The organism is Sporolactobacillus sp. BBK16-2, from assembly GCF_059878335.1.
On sequence record NZ_CM187611.1, the window covers coordinates 2,726,930 to 2,741,291 of the forward strand.

The window sequence follows — 14,362 nt, forward strand, 5'->3', positions numbered from 1 at the left end:
AACAGATGGGCATTCATAAAATGTGGAAATCGTATCCGGAACTTAATGAAGAGCTTGCGGATGTGCTTAAACTGATCGAATCCTATATTCGTGTACGAGACACGGCTATTCAGGATAAAATACTCGCCATGATTCGATCGGGAGGAAAGATGCTGCGCCCTGCTTACTCGCTTTTATGCGCACATATTGGCCCGGAATCGGAACGTGCGCGGCCCAAAGCAGTGGCGGCAGCACTCGAATGTCTGCACATGGCGACCTTGGTTCATGATGATGTCATTGATAAAGCGGACACGCGTCACGGCCAGACAACCGTGCATGTGGATTATGGAAATAAACTCGCCGTTTATACTGGAGATTATTTGCTTACACTCGCCTTTTCTATTCTTTCCAAATACGCGGATTCCGTTCCTCAGGTGAACTTCCGCGGCTTTGAAGCAGATAAAATTCTGGCCGGTGAGCTGGCGCAATTACACGGACAATACCGCGCGTCCGTTTCTGTCAAACGGTATCTTTCTCAGATTTCCGGAAAAACGGCGCAATTATTTGCGATCAGCTGCTATGCCGGTGCATTAGCAAGCAGAGCGGATGAAAAAGCTTCTGCACACGCCTGGCGAATGGGGCATCATATTGGCATGGCTTTTCAGATCATTGACGACTTGCTCGACTACCAGGGGAATAGTCAAACACTTGGAAAACCGGTGATGAGTGATATTCGGCAAGGAATTTACACCTTACCACTCATTTATGCCATCAAAGCTGATCCTGACTCCCTTCGACCGTATCTGAATAAGGGAAAAGAACTAAATGACGATGATATTCATGCTCTTTTAGGACTGATTCAGAAGCACGATGGAGTAACAAAATCCTTGCTTGTCGCTCAGAGATTTACACAAAAAGCACTTAATGAACTACGGCAGCTTCCTGACGGCATATACAAATCAACTCTTGAAAAGCTGACCAAGTCGTTGTTAGACCGAAAAATGTAAGAAGAGGATAACCTTCAATGTTGTCATCAAAGTCTCTTGTTCGCGTTATAATAGAGGCAATGATACGCACTGGAGGTTATTTTTATGAAAGAAATAACGATCACACTTGGTGACATTACAACGGTGAAAGTCGATGCCATTGTCAACGCGGCAAACACCTCCCTGCTTGGCGGCGGAGGCGTCGACGGCGCGATTCACCGTGCGGCAGGTCCTCAGCTTCTGGCCGAATGCAGGACGCTGAATGGCTGCCGAACTGGTGAAGCAAAAATCACAAAAGGTTATCGGTTACCAGCCAAGTGTGTCATTCACACCCCAGGTCCCATCTGGCAAGGCGGCACTCATCATGAACGGGAATTATTGAGAAACAGCTACGTAAACAGTCTCAAGCTTGCGGAAGCCCATGACTGCAGAACAGTTGCCTTTCCCTCGATCAGCACAGGCGTCTACCATTTTCCGCTCGAACTTGCCGCCCCGATCGCGATTCAGTCCATTCATGATTTTTTACAAAGCGCTAAATTTGTTGAGCAGGTCCAAATGGTGTGCTTCGATGCCGGCACAAAACAAGCCTATGACCATGCATTAACCCAAGTGAATGAAGCATGAGCGAGCCTGATCAGTGTTCCATTAAACCCTGCGTTTAATTCTGAAGTACTGCTCGATTAAAGTCCATTGAACCTGAAAAAAAACCGCCGACACAATTTCAATTTGAAGGCGGTACTGCTTTCGTTTCATACATATGCTTTTACTACGCAGTAAAGACGTACTGCGCAGTATGCAGTGAAGTTAATGAGAAAAGTGGTGAAATACAAAAGTTAAAGCTAATCCGTGAAAAGTGAAAGCTAACCTCAAAAGTTAAAGCTAATTTGAGAAAAGTGAAAGCCAACAATGGAAAACTTAAAGCCAATCCTCCAAAAGTTAAAGCAAAATTACTAAATTCACAAAATGTATGAGACAATTGCGTTACTCTGCTTCATTCGGTCTAACTTTCACCAGGTTCGGTCTAACTTTTATCGGGTTCGGACTAACTTTTCACGGGTTTGGTCTAATTTTTATCGGATTCGACCTAACTTTTTGGGCGTTCGGTCTAACTCCTTCTCTTCGGTTGAAATTTCCAGAAATTCGGTTCATCTTTTCGTTCGTTAGGTTGAAACTTTTAGCTGGTTTAAATCAGCCCTTGCTGCGCCTCTTCCGTCAAACGCGAATCAGAACCATCACCTCACATTATTGACTATTAAACCTTGTCCTCTGTTAACACCATTGAATAAAAGGGATACACGCTTCCATTTGACTTGACCATCATCGTTTTTTCTATTTTGAATCCCACACGTTCATAGACTTTCAGTGCTCGTTCATTGAAAACGGCTACCGACAATGAAAACATAGATGGGTTGAATTTTTCTTCAGCAAAGTTCAAACCTGCTTGGATAAACGCCCGACCTAGTCCCTTTCCTGTCAAGTCCGGTCTCAACCCTAGACCCATTTCAATTGTTCCTGAATCATTAAAATAACAAAAAAAGCCAATTAATCTATTTTGATCATCATAAACAGAGTAATAGACGCCCTGTCTCGCCTTTGAATCCAGTAATTCTTCTAAATCTTCTTCGTCATTTTTGAAATCATAGAAAGAATACGGCTCCTCATAGTGCCAATCCGCAATGACCAGTGCGTCTTGATCATTCATTGGCCTAAATATATAGTTTGTCATGGTTTCCTCCATTTTTACGTTACAGTTGCGCCACAATCCATTGCGCCGCTGTGAGAAAATTGTCTGCGATATAATCAGGTTCAACCTCAGCCCATGTATGTCGATAGTCATGCAGTGAGCTCTCGCCTCATCCGGTTCGAACCAAAATTTTCTTGGCTCCGGCTGCATCAGCTGCCTGCATATCCGTGCCCGTATCCCCGATAAACATGGTTTTTGATAAATCTAAATGATATTTTTCCGCCGCTTCGAACAGCAAGCCCGGCTTCGGTTTTCGACATGTACACTCGTCATCAGGACCATGTGGGCAGATGAAGGCATCATCAAGATCATCGGATTTGAATTCCTCGTAAAAATCATCCATTGTGGCCTGACCTTTACTGATCCTCCACTGATTCGTGCAAGCAAAGAGCGGGATTCCTTGAGCTTTCAGCAGATGAATTGCGTCTTTGCTGTAAGCATACGGTTGAAAATCACAAGGATGAATAAAGTGACCCGTTCCGCCAATCGTTCCGTCACGATCAATAAACACGGCTTGAATTTCTGTCATCAATAACAAATTCCCCCTACTTATTCTTCCTCTACCTCCATATTAAGCTTTTCTTAAGAAAATATCTTTACAGTAGATGTATGGAATTTTGAACAACTAAAGGGAGAATGGTCTATGGAACGTATGAGCAAAATCAATTATTGGTTAGGAATTGTTATCGCCGCTGCGCTGCTGCTCGAGTCCGCATTTGGGATTTACAGCTTTATACAAAGTAAACAGCAGGCACAATCCTTTCAAAGTAATGCTTCACAAAACATGCCGAATTTTAATGGAGGAAACGGGTCAGCAAGTCCTTCCAGTGGTTCCAACGGCGCTCCACAGTTCGGCGGCGGTTCGGGATCGCAAAAAAGCGGACAGCGTCCATCCGGAATGAGCGCACGCTCAGGAGCGCAAGCAAGTCCCGTTCAACTAGTCATTCATATCATTTCATTAATTTTGGCCGTTGCCGCACTGATTATGACCGCAATTATCGGCAGAAACAACGCACGAAAAAGAAAAGAATTGATGGAGCAGGAAAAATTAACACAAGAATAAGAAACACAGCAGCCCCTCGCAAATGTTTTTGCAGGGGGCTTTTTTGTGATATCCAATTCATCCAAATTAATGAATACTTCTCTTCCGCACCGATTGGTGTAGTGACGGATCTGAATTTCTAGCTCAAACCTTTTCGCTACCGCTGAGAAGGCTCCGCTCGCTCGGCAGCAACAGTGAGAGCAAGGCGGCGACCAGCGGTAAAAGCGCAAGAAAGGCAAAAATGGCATTGACACCATAGAGATCGGACAGCCAGCCAATCATCGTCGCACCAATTCCGCCGGCACCAATCCCGAATCCAACCATCAGCCCGGAAACCAAGCCGATATTCTTCGGGAACATCATTTGCCCGTAAACAACCGTAACGGCAAATGATGAGAGGACAAAGAAACCGAATAGAAAAAGAACAATGATTGATAGTACACCGTGAACATGCGGAAGCAGCCATGCAAAGGGAACCGTTACGGCCATGGAAATAAACAGCAGCCATTTACGACTGATCCGATCCGAAACACGGCCGCCGATGAAGGTTCCGAGTGCACCGGCGCCAAGAAACAGGAAGGTCAACAGATCACCGTATTTGAGCGCAATCCCCTGGTGCAGATAAAGAAACGGCAAAAATCCAGCGACACCAATCTGTGTCCATGACCGGAGAATAACAACAACGGTCAGCAAACAGAGTCCGGCAACATGATTGCGGCCTTTAATCTTTTTCTGTCGTGCTTTATTTTCTGCAAGACTGCGTTTATACCATGGCATGACGGAAAGCACTAATGCTAAACCGGCAACCGTGGCCAAAACAAACCAGCCCAGTCCATGAAGCCCGGTCGCAATCAGGAATAGGGGAAGAAGCAGCGGTCCTACGGATTGGCCGAAATTGCCGCCGACCTGAATAATCGCTTGTGCAGTTCCTCTCGCTGTGCCCGCCGCCATATAGGCGCCGCGCATCGCTTCCGGATGAAAAATTCCCGAACCGATTCCGGATAATCCAACGAGGATAAGAAGGACCCAATAAGCAGGAGCATAACCTGAAGCCGTGAGACCAAATCCCGTTAAACAAATCCCCACCGGCATAAACCACGTTTTCGGATTCTTATCTGTGATGACACCGAATATGGGTTGCGCCACAGATGATGTCAGCATGGACACGAACAAAATAATGCCGGCTTGAAAATAGTTCAGATTAAAGGCATCTTTGTATAAAGGCAAAAGTGCAGGCACAAGTCCGGTCGTCATTAAGTCATTAATAAAATGGACACCGCTGAGACTGAACAATTCCCGCCTCGCTGCCAGCCTTGGTTTGACGGCCGTCTGATTCTCATTTTTTAATGCAAGATTCATTACGTTCATCCTCCTTGACCACTGCAAAATCATTTACATTTTTTTCGAACACTCTTAGACTAACAAGGAAACGACAATAAAGCCTGCAGTATCCTGCTCACCTTTAGCACAATTTTGACTGAAAGGGATTTCTCAATGAAAAATGAAACGAATTATTCACCGAAACGAAATGGCAACCGTCATGCCTACTTGGACATAAATTTAAGAGAAGGATTGGGGTATGGTTGGAGATATCAGGAAAATTGGCACGAGGAAATGCAGTTTTACTATGTTGTGAGCGGTCAGGGACGCATCCGATGCGAATCGGACGTATTTGATTTACATGCAGATGAGACACTTCTCGTCAACTGCAATGAACTGCACGTGATTGAGAGTCTTTCAACAAAATTAACCTTCTATTCCATTCGCATTGATCTTACGTCTATGTTTCAGGACATGCCCGATCTGCACAAGGTAAACTATGTTGAACTGCTTATGCAGCAGCGCATTGTGTTCAACCGTTTTATTGATAAAAAGGAACCGATTACTCCCTTACTGCGCCGATTAATTCGCGAGCAAACGGCTCGGCGGCCGGGGTTCGAACTCGCCGTGAAATCGGATATGCTTCAAATTCTGCTCATTCTGATCCGCAATCACATTCAAAAAGTGTACACGAAGAAACGTTTTGACTTGAAGCTTAACAGTTTGAACCAATTAAAATCAGCATTTACCTATTTAAATGACCATTATAAAGAGGCCATTACTGTTCACGATCTGGCAGCACGCGCGCACATGAGTGAAGCGCATTTTTGCCGCACATTCAAAAAATTATATGGTCGATCCGTTATCGCCCATATGAATGAATTACGCATCGACAAAGCAGAACAATTACTGCAGAACACGCCGTTGACCATCACAGAAATCGCCTTCTCGGTCGGTTTCAACGACGCAAACTATTTTAGTCGCGTATTCAGGAAAAAAAGAGGTCTATCGCCGCAGCAAGCACGCACTTTAAAAGAGAAATAAATGAATTGCGGTCATTTTTTTATTCTCTGAGCTGATTTCCATGAAACACCTTGATTGCTATTTTCATCAACAGTTTCACTTTTTTTCCATGCGGACATGAGGAATACCGTCAAGCACGAAAATTTCAGATGCTGGCTCAAAACCAAAAGGAGTATATAAAGACTGAATATATTCCTGTGCCTCAATGGCAACCGGCATATTAGCAAATCGTTTCTTAATTACCCTTAGTACTTTGGCGACAAGCAATTGGGCAAGACCCTTGCCACGGCAATCTTCGCGGACAAGCACCCGGCCGAACGATACCCCGTCATCCATCTCAAAAATACGAGCATAAGCTATGATTGCGCCGTCCTCATCCGTCGTGAAGACATGCAGACTAAATAAGTCATAAGGATCTACTTCATGGTAAGGACATTCCTGCTCAACCACAAAGACATCGACCCGCGCTTTGTAAATCTCATATACTTCCTTTCCAGTCAATTGATGAAAGTTTTTAACTGTCCATTGTAGACGATCCATGGTTTTCACTCCCAGTATGTCATTGTGTTTCAACAGATTATCCAGCTTGGAGGATTATCTAAAACTTATTCTTGCGGCTGATACCATTTTGGAATCATTGTTTGAAAATGGTCATATGCATCGAGCGTTTGCTTAATTTCGCGTTTCATGACTTTCACTTCATGCTCCCCATAGTCGATCGCCCATGGAATTGAACTCAGCATGTTTGTCGCTATGTACATTGCCATTAATGGGAAAAAAGTATCCGGCACTTTATTTTCAAAATATCCGTTAATTCGTCCGGTTGCAAATGCAGGACTTATATTGGCACACCACGTGATGCGGTTAAACTCTTCCCAGGGATCGCCGTAATCCATTCGATCGAAATCAATTACACCGATTTCATGTTCTTTTGAAATCACCATATTCCCGCAATGAAAATCGCCATGCTGGAAGGTTTGTGGCCGATCCTTTAGAAGCGCTCTGTTTGCTTCTATAACATTTATGATCGACTCGTCATGATCAACTCTGATTCCACAAGTCTTGTAAGCGGCAAGCTTGCGGTCAATTTTTTCATTATAAAAATCAGGCCATGACGGTCGTGTGGCAGGAGCGGCAAGTCTATGAATCTGTCTCATGATTTGTCCCGCAGAATAGCCAAGCTTGTACTGTTCTTCAAAGTTCAGCTTCGGCAAAACGATTGCAGCCTGCTCACCACCGATCCACGTCATGATCGTATAACATTTTCTTCGTTCATCGCACCATCCAAAGGCGATCGGCTTTGTCACGTTGCAGGTTAAATCGTTTAAACCATTTAACGCCTTAAATTCTCTCTTTCTGCGTTCATAGAGTGCTCCTTCAGACAAGCGCAGCAAATAATTCTGATTTTGTAATCGAAACGTATATTTGTGATCGTGCGACCAGCCCGCATTGAGCGGATGCAGCTGTCCCCAATCCGTTGATCCCGGTATGCCAAGAAAAGCAGTCATTGTGTTTTCTCCTTAATCTGTCAATCAATGAAAAGACCCATATGGATTGAGTCATAGAACACGCCGTCAATAAGAAAATCGCGTGAAATGACACCTTCTTCTTCAAATCCAAATGATTGATAAAGATGGATGGCACGCGCATTATCTGAACGTACACGCAGATTGATCTTACGGATGATCCCGGTTTCTTTGCTCCATTCAATCAATCTCGCAATGAGCGCTCTGCCAATTCCGTTGCCCCAGTAATCCTTACGCACACTAATCCCGAACTCGCCGGTGTGCGCCGTTCGCTTCTTCGTTCCCCCTGCAAAATTTAAGGTTCCGGCAATTTGTCCACCATATTCGGCGACCAAGTACAATGCATTTTCTCTTTTTGCATAATCCTCAAAGATTGCTTCTTCTTTTTCAATCGTCAGATGCAGTTCCTCAATAGAACCAAAAGTCAAAAAATCAGATTCGCCGGCAATTTTTTGTAAAAAATCGATCACATCTGCGGCATCCTGCCTTCTCGCTTCTCTGATTAGAATGCTTGAATTATCCATGCTCATTCCCCCGCTGTTTCACATGTTTCATTTAATATAACACAGGTTCATCGTGAGTTGTTTGCCGTCCCATTCACCAATCACTTGTCGATGAATACGTTGCTATGAAAAGGAGTGAGGCAAATGCCATGGCAGCAAAAACTAAGTAATTTGATCGGTCAGCCTGTGGGTATTTCTTTGACCAATGGGCAAGGCGTATCAGGCATTTTATGCGGCGCATCCGGAGGACAAATTTTTGTGGTCGAATATCTCTACCAATCTCAATTTGCGCTCAAACACTACGATGAACAGATGATTCAAGACATTAACCCCTTCCCTCCATGTGCCCCACACACAATCGGATGATCATTGACAGAGCCGGACACTTTTACGGCTCTTTTTGAAAATTACAAGAAGATTAGGATTTTAAGTTGAGTGCATATAAAAGACGGACTACGAAGTATATATATTTTCATCTGTTCAGATTCTGACAATTCGGTTGAACTTTCCAGAGATTGGGTTGAACTTTTCATTCGTTTGGTTAAACTTCTATTCTTCGGTTGAACTTTTACCCCGTTCGGTTGAATTTTCCGGAGATTGGGTTGAACTTTCTAGGAATTGGGTTGAACTTTTCATTTGTTAGGTAGAACTTCTATTCTTCGGTTGAACTTGATCGGATTTAAATCAGACCTTGTTTCGCCTTAGATATTACTGTTCAGGAAGGAAAGTCTCTTTCTTTTTTGCGTACAAATGCAAAAGAGCCGGGGATCATTACCCGGCTCTACAGAATTCGCATTTTTTTATTTAGTAATCGTCTCTTTCAAGCTGCTAATAAAAGCATCGACTGCCTCTTCTTTTGTCGCCCATGAGGTAACAAGACGAGCGGCAGAATAGCGTTCATCAACTCTTTCCCAATCGAAAAAATGGAACTGCTGGTGAAGCTCGTTAAGCAATTCATTAGGCAGGATTGGGAAAATCTGATTGGAAACAGGCGGTGTCAAGAATTCATATCCGGCCTCTTTAATCGCTTCGGCGAGTTTCAGTGCCATCGCATTAGCATGGGCAGCGAGATCAAAGAACAGGTTTTCACGGAATAATTCGAGAAACTGAATGCCGGTTAGCCTTCCTTTGGCAAGCATGGCTCCCCGCTGCTTCATCATATATCGGAAATTTTCCTTAAGTACGTCATTGCAGATCACGAGTGCTTCACCAAGCAGCGCGCCGTTCTTTGTACCGCCGACATAAAAGGCATCGACAAGTTGCGGCAGATCGCTGAGCTCCAGATCGTTTGCCTTCGATGTAAGTGCAGACCCGAGACGTGCGCCGTCCAAATAGAGGAGAAGCTTACGGCTCTTGCAAAATGCGTGGATCGCTTCAAGCTCGCTTTTTGTATAGACAGCGCCATTTTCGGTCGTATCGGATATGTACACGAGTTTCGGCTTGACCATATGTTCATCGGGATGCGCGTCAAGCATCGATTCGATCCCCTCAGGCGTCAGCTTGCCGTCTTTCGCACATGGAACAGCCAGAACCTTATGACCGGTTGCTTCAATTGCACCCGTTTCATGAACATTGATATGTCCGGTTACAGCGGCGACTGCCGCTTCATAAGGACGTAAGAAGGCGGCAATTGCCGTCATATTGGTCTGCGTGCCGCCGGTCAGGAAATGAATGTCGACGTCTGTATTATTCATTTTTTCCTTAAGCAGTTCAGCGGCCTTCAATGAATACTGATCTTCACCGTAGCCCTCTTCCTGAACAAGATTCGTTTCGATCAACGCGTTCAAGATTTGCGGATGCGCGCCTTCACTATAATCATTTTTAAAGCTGTACATTGCGATGAATCACCTCAGCTGTCTGATTTTTCAACTCATTACTTGGACTATAGCACAGTCACGCGGACAGCGGAACCCATTTCCATTAACCGCCATAATAAAAGCCGGTTTCCTTCATCGTGAGCGGATCACCCTCGCGATGAACGCCGACGTTGATTACTTCACCAACATAAATATAGTGGTCACCGATTTCTAATCGATCAACAACCTTACATTCGAAAAAATTCAACCCGTCTTTAAAAATCGGACAACCGGTCTCTTCTGTAGTGAATTCATAACCTGCGAGTTTATTATCTTCAACTTCAAGCGGTCGAAAAAAGGCGGTGACCATATCCTTTTGTCCACTTTCCAGTACATTCACACTGAAGACTCCACTTGAGGCGATTTGCTGTTGCGAACGAGTACCCGCTTTAACGGCTATAGTGACTAGCGGTGGTTCGAAGGAGGTCTGAGTTAAAAAGTTGCCTGCAAAAGCATTCACACCGCTTTCATCTTTTGTCCCAATGAGGTACAAACCATAGGTGATACTGCGAAGTGCTGTTTTTTTCGTTTTCGGATCCAATTTGCTTACTTCCCTTCTCTGTTTGTGTTCACATTTTTGCCATATATTCATTATAAAGCAAATCGTATACCTTCCCTAATCTTTAATTTATTTTTGAGACAAGATACCGATTTTTTAATAGGAAAGGCGCGTACAAATGTTGCTTTTTTCTCCATTCATGCTGTTCGCTTACTCGCCCAAGTCAACTTTTTCATAAGGTATCAAAGTAGATGAAGTAGATCATCTGCAAATTCACCAAAGAAAAGGAGCTCGATTTTATGTTTTATGATCAACCAAATATCCCAGCAGACTGGCAGGTAACCAGTTGGACACGGGAAGACGCATCATCGATGGGTTATAACAGCAGCAATACATTTCCAGTATTTGATATCAGCAAGGTGAAGTCGCTTGATCCGGAGCGCGATATCTGGGATAACTGGCTTGTTGTGGATGAAGAAGGAAAAACGGCTGACGTGAATGGATACAACATCCTGATTGCCCTAGGCGCGCCAGTAGGAGATCTCAGTCAGGCACGACTGATGTATTTTTATTCTAAACAAGATGAAAACAGCTGGGCACCGGGCGGCTATGTATTCGCCGATCGATTAATTGAAGATACTCAAGAATGGTCAGGATCAACCATTTTCACCGAAGATGGCTACTTGCAGTTCTTCTATACCATTGCCTCATCCTATCAAGATCCTGAAACAGGAATCTACCAAACCAACCAGCGTTTTGCGACTGCAAAAGTTCCTGTTGCGGCAGACAGCGATAAATTACAGCTGCTTGACCCGACCTACCATGAACTTCTGATCGAGCCGGACGGTTATTTGTATCAGAGCGTAGAGCAAGCGTCGCGCCAAGAACAGCGGTTCCCCGTACAGCATCGCGCTGATCTCGGAAGCGACCAGGTGAATAATTTTACATTCCGCGATCCGCATTACTTTAAAGATCCGGCGGACGGAACCGAATACCTTCTGTTCGAAGCCAACACCGGCGAAGCATTGAATGCTGAAGGGACGGTCCGTGATCAATTTATCGGTGCTTTTCCGGAAGGCTATCAGCCGTCTGCAGACGACCTAAAAGCAAACGGATGTGTTGGCGTGCTGAAGCTGAGCAGCGAACGGACAAAAGCAGATTTTCTGCCGCCGCTGCTCACCTCTAACCTAGTCACAGATGAAATTGAACGGATTAATGTCATCGTTCGCGGTGATCTCTATTACTTGTTTGTCGTAACTCATGGAAATAAAATGACTGTTGACGGTAACGACTTAGTCAACCGTGATTTTATGATTGGTTTTGTGTCCAGCGAGCTGTTTGGCCCCTACGTACCACTTAATAAAACAGGGCTGGTCATTACGCAAAAATCACCCGGCGATCCATATGTCGGACAGGAAAATAACGAGCAGTATGTCTACTCATGGCTCGTCGTTCCTGCAGAAAACGGACGCTTTGTTGTGATCAGCTACAGCAATTTCTCCTCTGACTCCAAAGGAACGGTACAGAAAATAAAATCAGCCGGACCGGTGATCGAACTGCTGATCAGTGGGACAAGTACCCGAGTCGGCCGAATTCTCGGGACATTTGATCCCGCAGGATCCTCTGAACCTCTTGTTTGACAATATCTCGATAATGTCTTTCATGGCATTTGAAAAAGTACAGAGAAAAAAGTGACTTTGCGCTAAAAGAAATTTATGAAGCAATTCAAAAAAGCGAGCGAAATCTTAACATGATTTCGCTCACTTTTTTACGTATTACGGATTCTTTACTGATCAGCATGGATCCTTCCATCAACGACCGGCAGCAGTGCTTCTCCGCTCAACAAGAATAGTGTCATGCCAAGTTCCATCAGGCATCTGTGCGATTTTCTCACGGTAACCAATTTCGCGAAACCCACATTTTTTATGCAATGCGCGGCTAGCCTTATTTTCCGCAATAATCGCGGATTGAAGCGTCCAAAAGCCTTGTTTTTCAGAAGCCGCAATCACCGCGTTCATCAAAGCAGTTCCTATGCCATGCCCTCTGCCCTCCGAACGGATGTATATACTCACCTCGGCAACGCCCTTATAGCAGCAGCGGCTGGAAACGGGACTCAAAGCGATCCATCCAAAAAAACGCCCATCTGCCTTTGCTGCAAATCGACATGTCTCTAAATGAGCCTCATTCCAATCCTCCCAACTTGGGGCCTCATTCTGAAAGGTTGCTCTTCCTGTTTTGATTCCTTCAATGTAAACAGAACGTACTTCTTCCCAATCAGAAGGCAAAATGGGCACAATATGCACATCAAATAGTTCTGCCAACTTCTCCTGCTCCTTTCGTGCATCCGGCTTTTTCCGAAACATATCCCTCTACTAATCTACAAATTATAGAATTACAATTTGTTTAGATCCAGATATTCAAAAACAAACCACAGGCATTTGCCTGCGGTTTGTTTGGTTGCTTTAGTATTATACACGTGGAATAATTGTCTGAATGCGTTTGAGTCTTGGCGCGAGCAGAACAACCACGAATGGTGTCAGCGCGATCGGAACAACGTCTGCAATGCCGATCCATACAACGCAGTACCAGTAGCCGAGACCTGTGAAGAACGAAAGCGACAGGCTGGTTGCAAGAATCATCAGGCAACCGAACAACAGTGACCAGAACAATGATTTCCAAATAAACGATGTCTTGTTCACGAGCAATTCGTCAAGCGACTTTTTCCGTGTCATGACATAAGCAGGAAGCGCGGCACTGAGCGCTACCGTGATTCCATCGGCAATCAATGTATGCGGCGCGATGAAATATCCGCCAAGAAGTGACCAAACCAAGGTGCCGATATAGCCGGCGAAAAATCCGGAAACCGGGCCGAAAAGGAATCCAATAGCAGGAATAATAAACGCAAAAGTTCTGAAATGAACGGCACCCGGGATCAGCGGAATTGGACTGCCGTAAGCCCAAAGCACGCCGGTAAATACACCGAAGATAACAAAGAAAATGATGTTGACAAAGGTGAATTTTTTCACTACGTAACGCCTCCTCAATAATTTGTTTTTGCAAAAGTAGATAGTATATCTTTGAGCTCTTTGACCGCATAGTCAAACAGCCTTTTGCCTTTTTCAGCAGTTGCATAGGTTGGCGCACCAATCACGCCGCTTTTGGTGACATCACTTGTTTTCCAGCCGGCATTGTATGGCCCGAACAAGGTCACAAAATCGTTGTCACGCAGGGCCTCAATCGGATCTTCATCGACTGCAAGCTCCATGTGCACTGTTTCCGGTGCCGCGTGCAGCATCAGTGAGGTTTCCAGCTCGCAAGCATGGAAAACGCCGTATTTCCCGGATTGCTTTAACCCTTTGAGCCCCTTGTCCCAGAATGAAGTGAACCACCAATCGAAGACAAAGACATCCATGCCGAAATCAATTCTCAGGTCGCGGCTGATCATGTTGAGCATGTCCGTATTCCCGCCATGGCTGTTAAAAAGCACAAGCTTCTTAAATCCACTTTTGGCGATGGCACCGGCAATATCATGCAGCACCGCATAATAAGTCTGCGTGCCATAAGTGAGCGTACCGGCAAAACCCATATGTTCATTGCTCTTGCCAACATTCAGCAGCGGAGCAAAAAGCAGCGAACCTTCATCGAATTCCTGTGTCTCAATAAAATGGTCAATGAGTGTGGACAAAATAATAGCATCTGTCCCAACCGGCAGATGCGGACCATGCTGCTCGGTCGCCGCTGTCGGCAGGAATACAATCGCCGAATCTTTGTCAATGGCCGCAATCTCATCTCTCGTTAAGTTTTCCCATTTTGAAATCATTGCATGAATCCCCCTGTCCCTTGTGATAAATTCACAATCTTCAAATATTATTGACTGCAGTCAA

Annotated in this window: 17 protein-coding genes; 6 read left to right on the forward strand and 11 right to left on the reverse strand. The window is 44.8% G+C overall.

Annotated elements, in window-relative coordinates; genetic code table 11:
* Window positions 1-5: 5 nt before the first annotated feature.
* Together AC6F33_RS13470 and AC6F33_RS13475 are read left to right on the forward strand one after the other, a co-directional pair.
* Entirely contained in the window at window positions 6-986 is a 981-nt protein-coding gene (locus tag AC6F33_RS13470; RefSeq protein WP_500777271.1) for a polyprenyl synthetase family protein, read from the forward strand.
* Window positions 987-1,070: 84 nt separating this feature from the next.
* Complete coding sequence (locus AC6F33_RS13475) at window positions 1,071-1,589, forward strand: O-acetyl-ADP-ribose deacetylase (protein WP_500777272.1); 519 nt, start codon at window positions 1,071-1,073, stop codon at window positions 1,587-1,589.
* A 628-nt stretch (window positions 1,590-2,217) separates the two neighbouring features.
* Here the strand turns inward: AC6F33_RS13475 and AC6F33_RS13480 are convergent.
* Together AC6F33_RS13480 and AC6F33_RS13485 are read right to left on the reverse strand one after the other, a co-directional pair.
* On the reverse strand, window positions 2,218-2,691 hold the full coding sequence (locus AC6F33_RS13480) for a GNAT family N-acetyltransferase (protein ID WP_500777273.1): 474 nt from the start codon (window positions 2,689-2,691) through the stop codon (window positions 2,218-2,220).
* Between the two features lie 127 nt (window positions 2,692-2,818).
* Window positions 2,819-3,238: an HAD-IIIA family hydrolase gene (locus tag AC6F33_RS13485; RefSeq protein ID WP_255749142.1), complete on the reverse strand. Its 420-nt coding sequence runs from the start codon at window positions 3,236-3,238 to the stop codon at window positions 2,819-2,821.
* A gap of 114 nt (window positions 3,239-3,352) precedes the next feature.
* Here AC6F33_RS13485 and AC6F33_RS13490 point away from each other — a divergent pair, with 114 nt between their 5' ends.
* Window positions 3,353-3,772, forward strand: coding sequence for a hypothetical protein (locus AC6F33_RS13490; protein WP_255749143.1), 420 nt, complete (start codon window positions 3,353-3,355; stop codon window positions 3,770-3,772).
* Between the two features lie 123 nt (window positions 3,773-3,895).
* On the opposite strand, the gene AC6F33_RS13495 is transcribed toward AC6F33_RS13490, so the two are convergent.
* A complete protein-coding gene (locus tag AC6F33_RS13495) occupies window positions 3,896-5,110 on the reverse strand; it encodes an MFS transporter (RefSeq protein WP_480948614.1) in 1,215 nt (404 codons plus the stop codon).
* 135 nt (window positions 5,111-5,245) lie between these two features.
* Here AC6F33_RS13495 and AC6F33_RS13500 point away from each other — a divergent pair, with 135 nt between their 5' ends.
* Window positions 5,246-6,115 carry a helix-turn-helix transcriptional regulator gene (locus AC6F33_RS13500; RefSeq protein ID WP_255749146.1) on the forward strand — a complete coding sequence of 290 codons (870 nt, stop codon included), beginning with the start codon at window positions 5,246-5,248 and terminating at the stop codon, window positions 6,113-6,115.
* Between the two features lie 75 nt (window positions 6,116-6,190).
* On the opposite strand, the gene AC6F33_RS13505 is transcribed toward AC6F33_RS13500, so the two are convergent.
* The 3 genes from AC6F33_RS13505 to AC6F33_RS13515 form a co-directional block, all read right to left on the reverse strand.
* Window positions 6,191-6,634, reverse strand: coding sequence for a GNAT family N-acetyltransferase (locus tag AC6F33_RS13505; RefSeq protein ID WP_255749147.1), 444 nt, complete (start codon window positions 6,632-6,634; stop codon window positions 6,191-6,193).
* Window positions 6,635-6,699: 65 nt separating this feature from the next.
* Window positions 6,700-7,602 carry an aminoglycoside phosphotransferase family protein gene (locus tag AC6F33_RS13510; RefSeq protein WP_500777274.1) on the reverse strand — a complete coding sequence of 301 codons (903 nt, stop codon included), beginning with the start codon at window positions 7,600-7,602 and terminating at the stop codon, window positions 6,700-6,702.
* Window positions 7,603-7,622: 20 nt separating this feature from the next.
* Window positions 7,623-8,144, reverse strand: a complete 522-nt coding sequence (locus AC6F33_RS13515; protein WP_500777275.1) for a GNAT family N-acetyltransferase — start codon at window positions 8,142-8,144, stop codon at window positions 7,623-7,625.
* A 123-nt stretch (window positions 8,145-8,267) separates the two neighbouring features.
* Between AC6F33_RS13515 and AC6F33_RS13520 the strand changes: the two genes are divergently transcribed.
* Complete coding sequence (locus tag AC6F33_RS13520; protein WP_255749150.1) at window positions 8,268-8,489, forward strand: hypothetical protein; 222 nt, start codon at window positions 8,268-8,270, stop codon at window positions 8,487-8,489.
* Window positions 8,490-8,923: 434 nt separating this feature from the next.
* Here the strand turns inward: AC6F33_RS13520 and AC6F33_RS13525 are convergent, their stop codons facing one another.
* Window positions 8,924-9,958 carry a threonine aldolase family protein gene (locus AC6F33_RS13525; RefSeq protein ID WP_500777276.1) on the reverse strand — a complete coding sequence of 345 codons (1,035 nt, stop codon included), beginning with the start codon at window positions 9,956-9,958 and terminating at the stop codon, window positions 8,924-8,926.
* 85 nt (window positions 9,959-10,043) lie between these two features.
* Window positions 10,044-10,520: a flavin reductase family protein gene (locus AC6F33_RS13530; RefSeq protein ID WP_255749152.1), complete on the reverse strand. Its 477-nt coding sequence runs from the start codon at window positions 10,518-10,520 to the stop codon at window positions 10,044-10,046.
* A 257-nt stretch (window positions 10,521-10,777) separates the two neighbouring features.
* On the opposite strand from AC6F33_RS13530, the gene AC6F33_RS13535 reads away from it, so the two are divergent.
* Complete coding sequence (locus AC6F33_RS13535; protein ID WP_255749153.1) at window positions 10,778-12,118, forward strand: glycoside hydrolase family 68 protein; 1,341 nt, start codon at window positions 10,778-10,780, stop codon at window positions 12,116-12,118.
* Window positions 12,119-12,289: 171 nt separating this feature from the next.
* Here the strand turns inward: AC6F33_RS13535 and AC6F33_RS13540 are convergent, their stop codons facing one another.
* From AC6F33_RS13540 to AC6F33_RS13550, 3 genes are all read right to left on the reverse strand, one after another.
* Window positions 12,290-12,799: a GNAT family N-acetyltransferase gene (locus AC6F33_RS13540; RefSeq protein WP_500777277.1), complete on the reverse strand. Its 510-nt coding sequence runs from the start codon at window positions 12,797-12,799 to the stop codon at window positions 12,290-12,292.
* A gap of 147 nt (window positions 12,800-12,946) precedes the next feature.
* Window positions 12,947-13,504, reverse strand: a complete 558-nt coding sequence (locus tag AC6F33_RS13545; RefSeq protein WP_255749155.1) for an aminotriazole resistance protein — start codon at window positions 13,502-13,504, stop codon at window positions 12,947-12,949.
* A gap of 14 nt (window positions 13,505-13,518) precedes the next feature.
* On the reverse strand, window positions 13,519-14,298 hold the full coding sequence (locus tag AC6F33_RS13550) for a creatininase family protein (protein ID WP_500777278.1): 780 nt from the start codon (window positions 14,296-14,298) through the stop codon (window positions 13,519-13,521).
* Window positions 14,299-14,362 lie beyond the last annotated feature (64 nt).

Coding starts and splice junctions, on each gene's coding strand:
- AC6F33_RS13470 (WP_500777271.1), top strand. CDS start 6: ATGGGCATTCATAAAATGTGGAAATCGTATCCGGAACTTAATGAAGAG.
- AC6F33_RS13475 (WP_500777272.1), top strand. CDS start 1,071: ATGAAAGAAATAACGATCACACTTGGTGACATTACAACGGTGAAAGTC.
- AC6F33_RS13480 (WP_500777273.1), bottom strand. CDS start 2,691: ATGACAAACTATATATTTAGGCCAATGAATGATCAAGACGCACTGGTC.
- AC6F33_RS13485 (WP_255749142.1), bottom strand. CDS start 3,238: ATGACAGAAATTCAAGCCGTGTTTATTGATCGTGACGGAACGATTGGC.
- AC6F33_RS13490 (WP_255749143.1), top strand. CDS start 3,353: ATGGAACGTATGAGCAAAATCAATTATTGGTTAGGAATTGTTATCGCC.
- AC6F33_RS13495 (WP_480948614.1), bottom strand. CDS start 5,110: ATGAATCTTGCATTAAAAAATGAGAATCAGACGGCCGTCAAACCAAGG.
- AC6F33_RS13500 (WP_255749146.1), top strand. CDS start 5,246: ATGAAAAATGAAACGAATTATTCACCGAAACGAAATGGCAACCGTCAT.
- AC6F33_RS13505 (WP_255749147.1), bottom strand. CDS start 6,634: ATGGATCGTCTACAATGGACAGTTAAAAACTTTCATCAATTGACTGGA.
- AC6F33_RS13510 (WP_500777274.1), bottom strand. CDS start 7,602: ATGACTGCTTTTCTTGGCATACCGGGATCAACGGATTGGGGACAGCTG.
- AC6F33_RS13515 (WP_500777275.1), bottom strand. CDS start 8,144: ATGGATAATTCAAGCATTCTAATCAGAGAAGCGAGAAGGCAGGATGCC.
- AC6F33_RS13520 (WP_255749150.1), top strand. CDS start 8,268: ATGCCATGGCAGCAAAAACTAAGTAATTTGATCGGTCAGCCTGTGGGT.
- AC6F33_RS13525 (WP_500777276.1), bottom strand. CDS start 9,958: ATGTACAGCTTTAAAAATGATTATAGTGAAGGCGCGCATCCGCAAATC.
- AC6F33_RS13535 (WP_255749153.1), top strand. CDS start 10,778: ATGTTTTATGATCAACCAAATATCCCAGCAGACTGGCAGGTAACCAGT.
- AC6F33_RS13550 (WP_500777278.1), bottom strand. CDS start 14,298: ATGATTTCAAAATGGGAAAACTTAACGAGAGATGAGATTGCGGCCATT.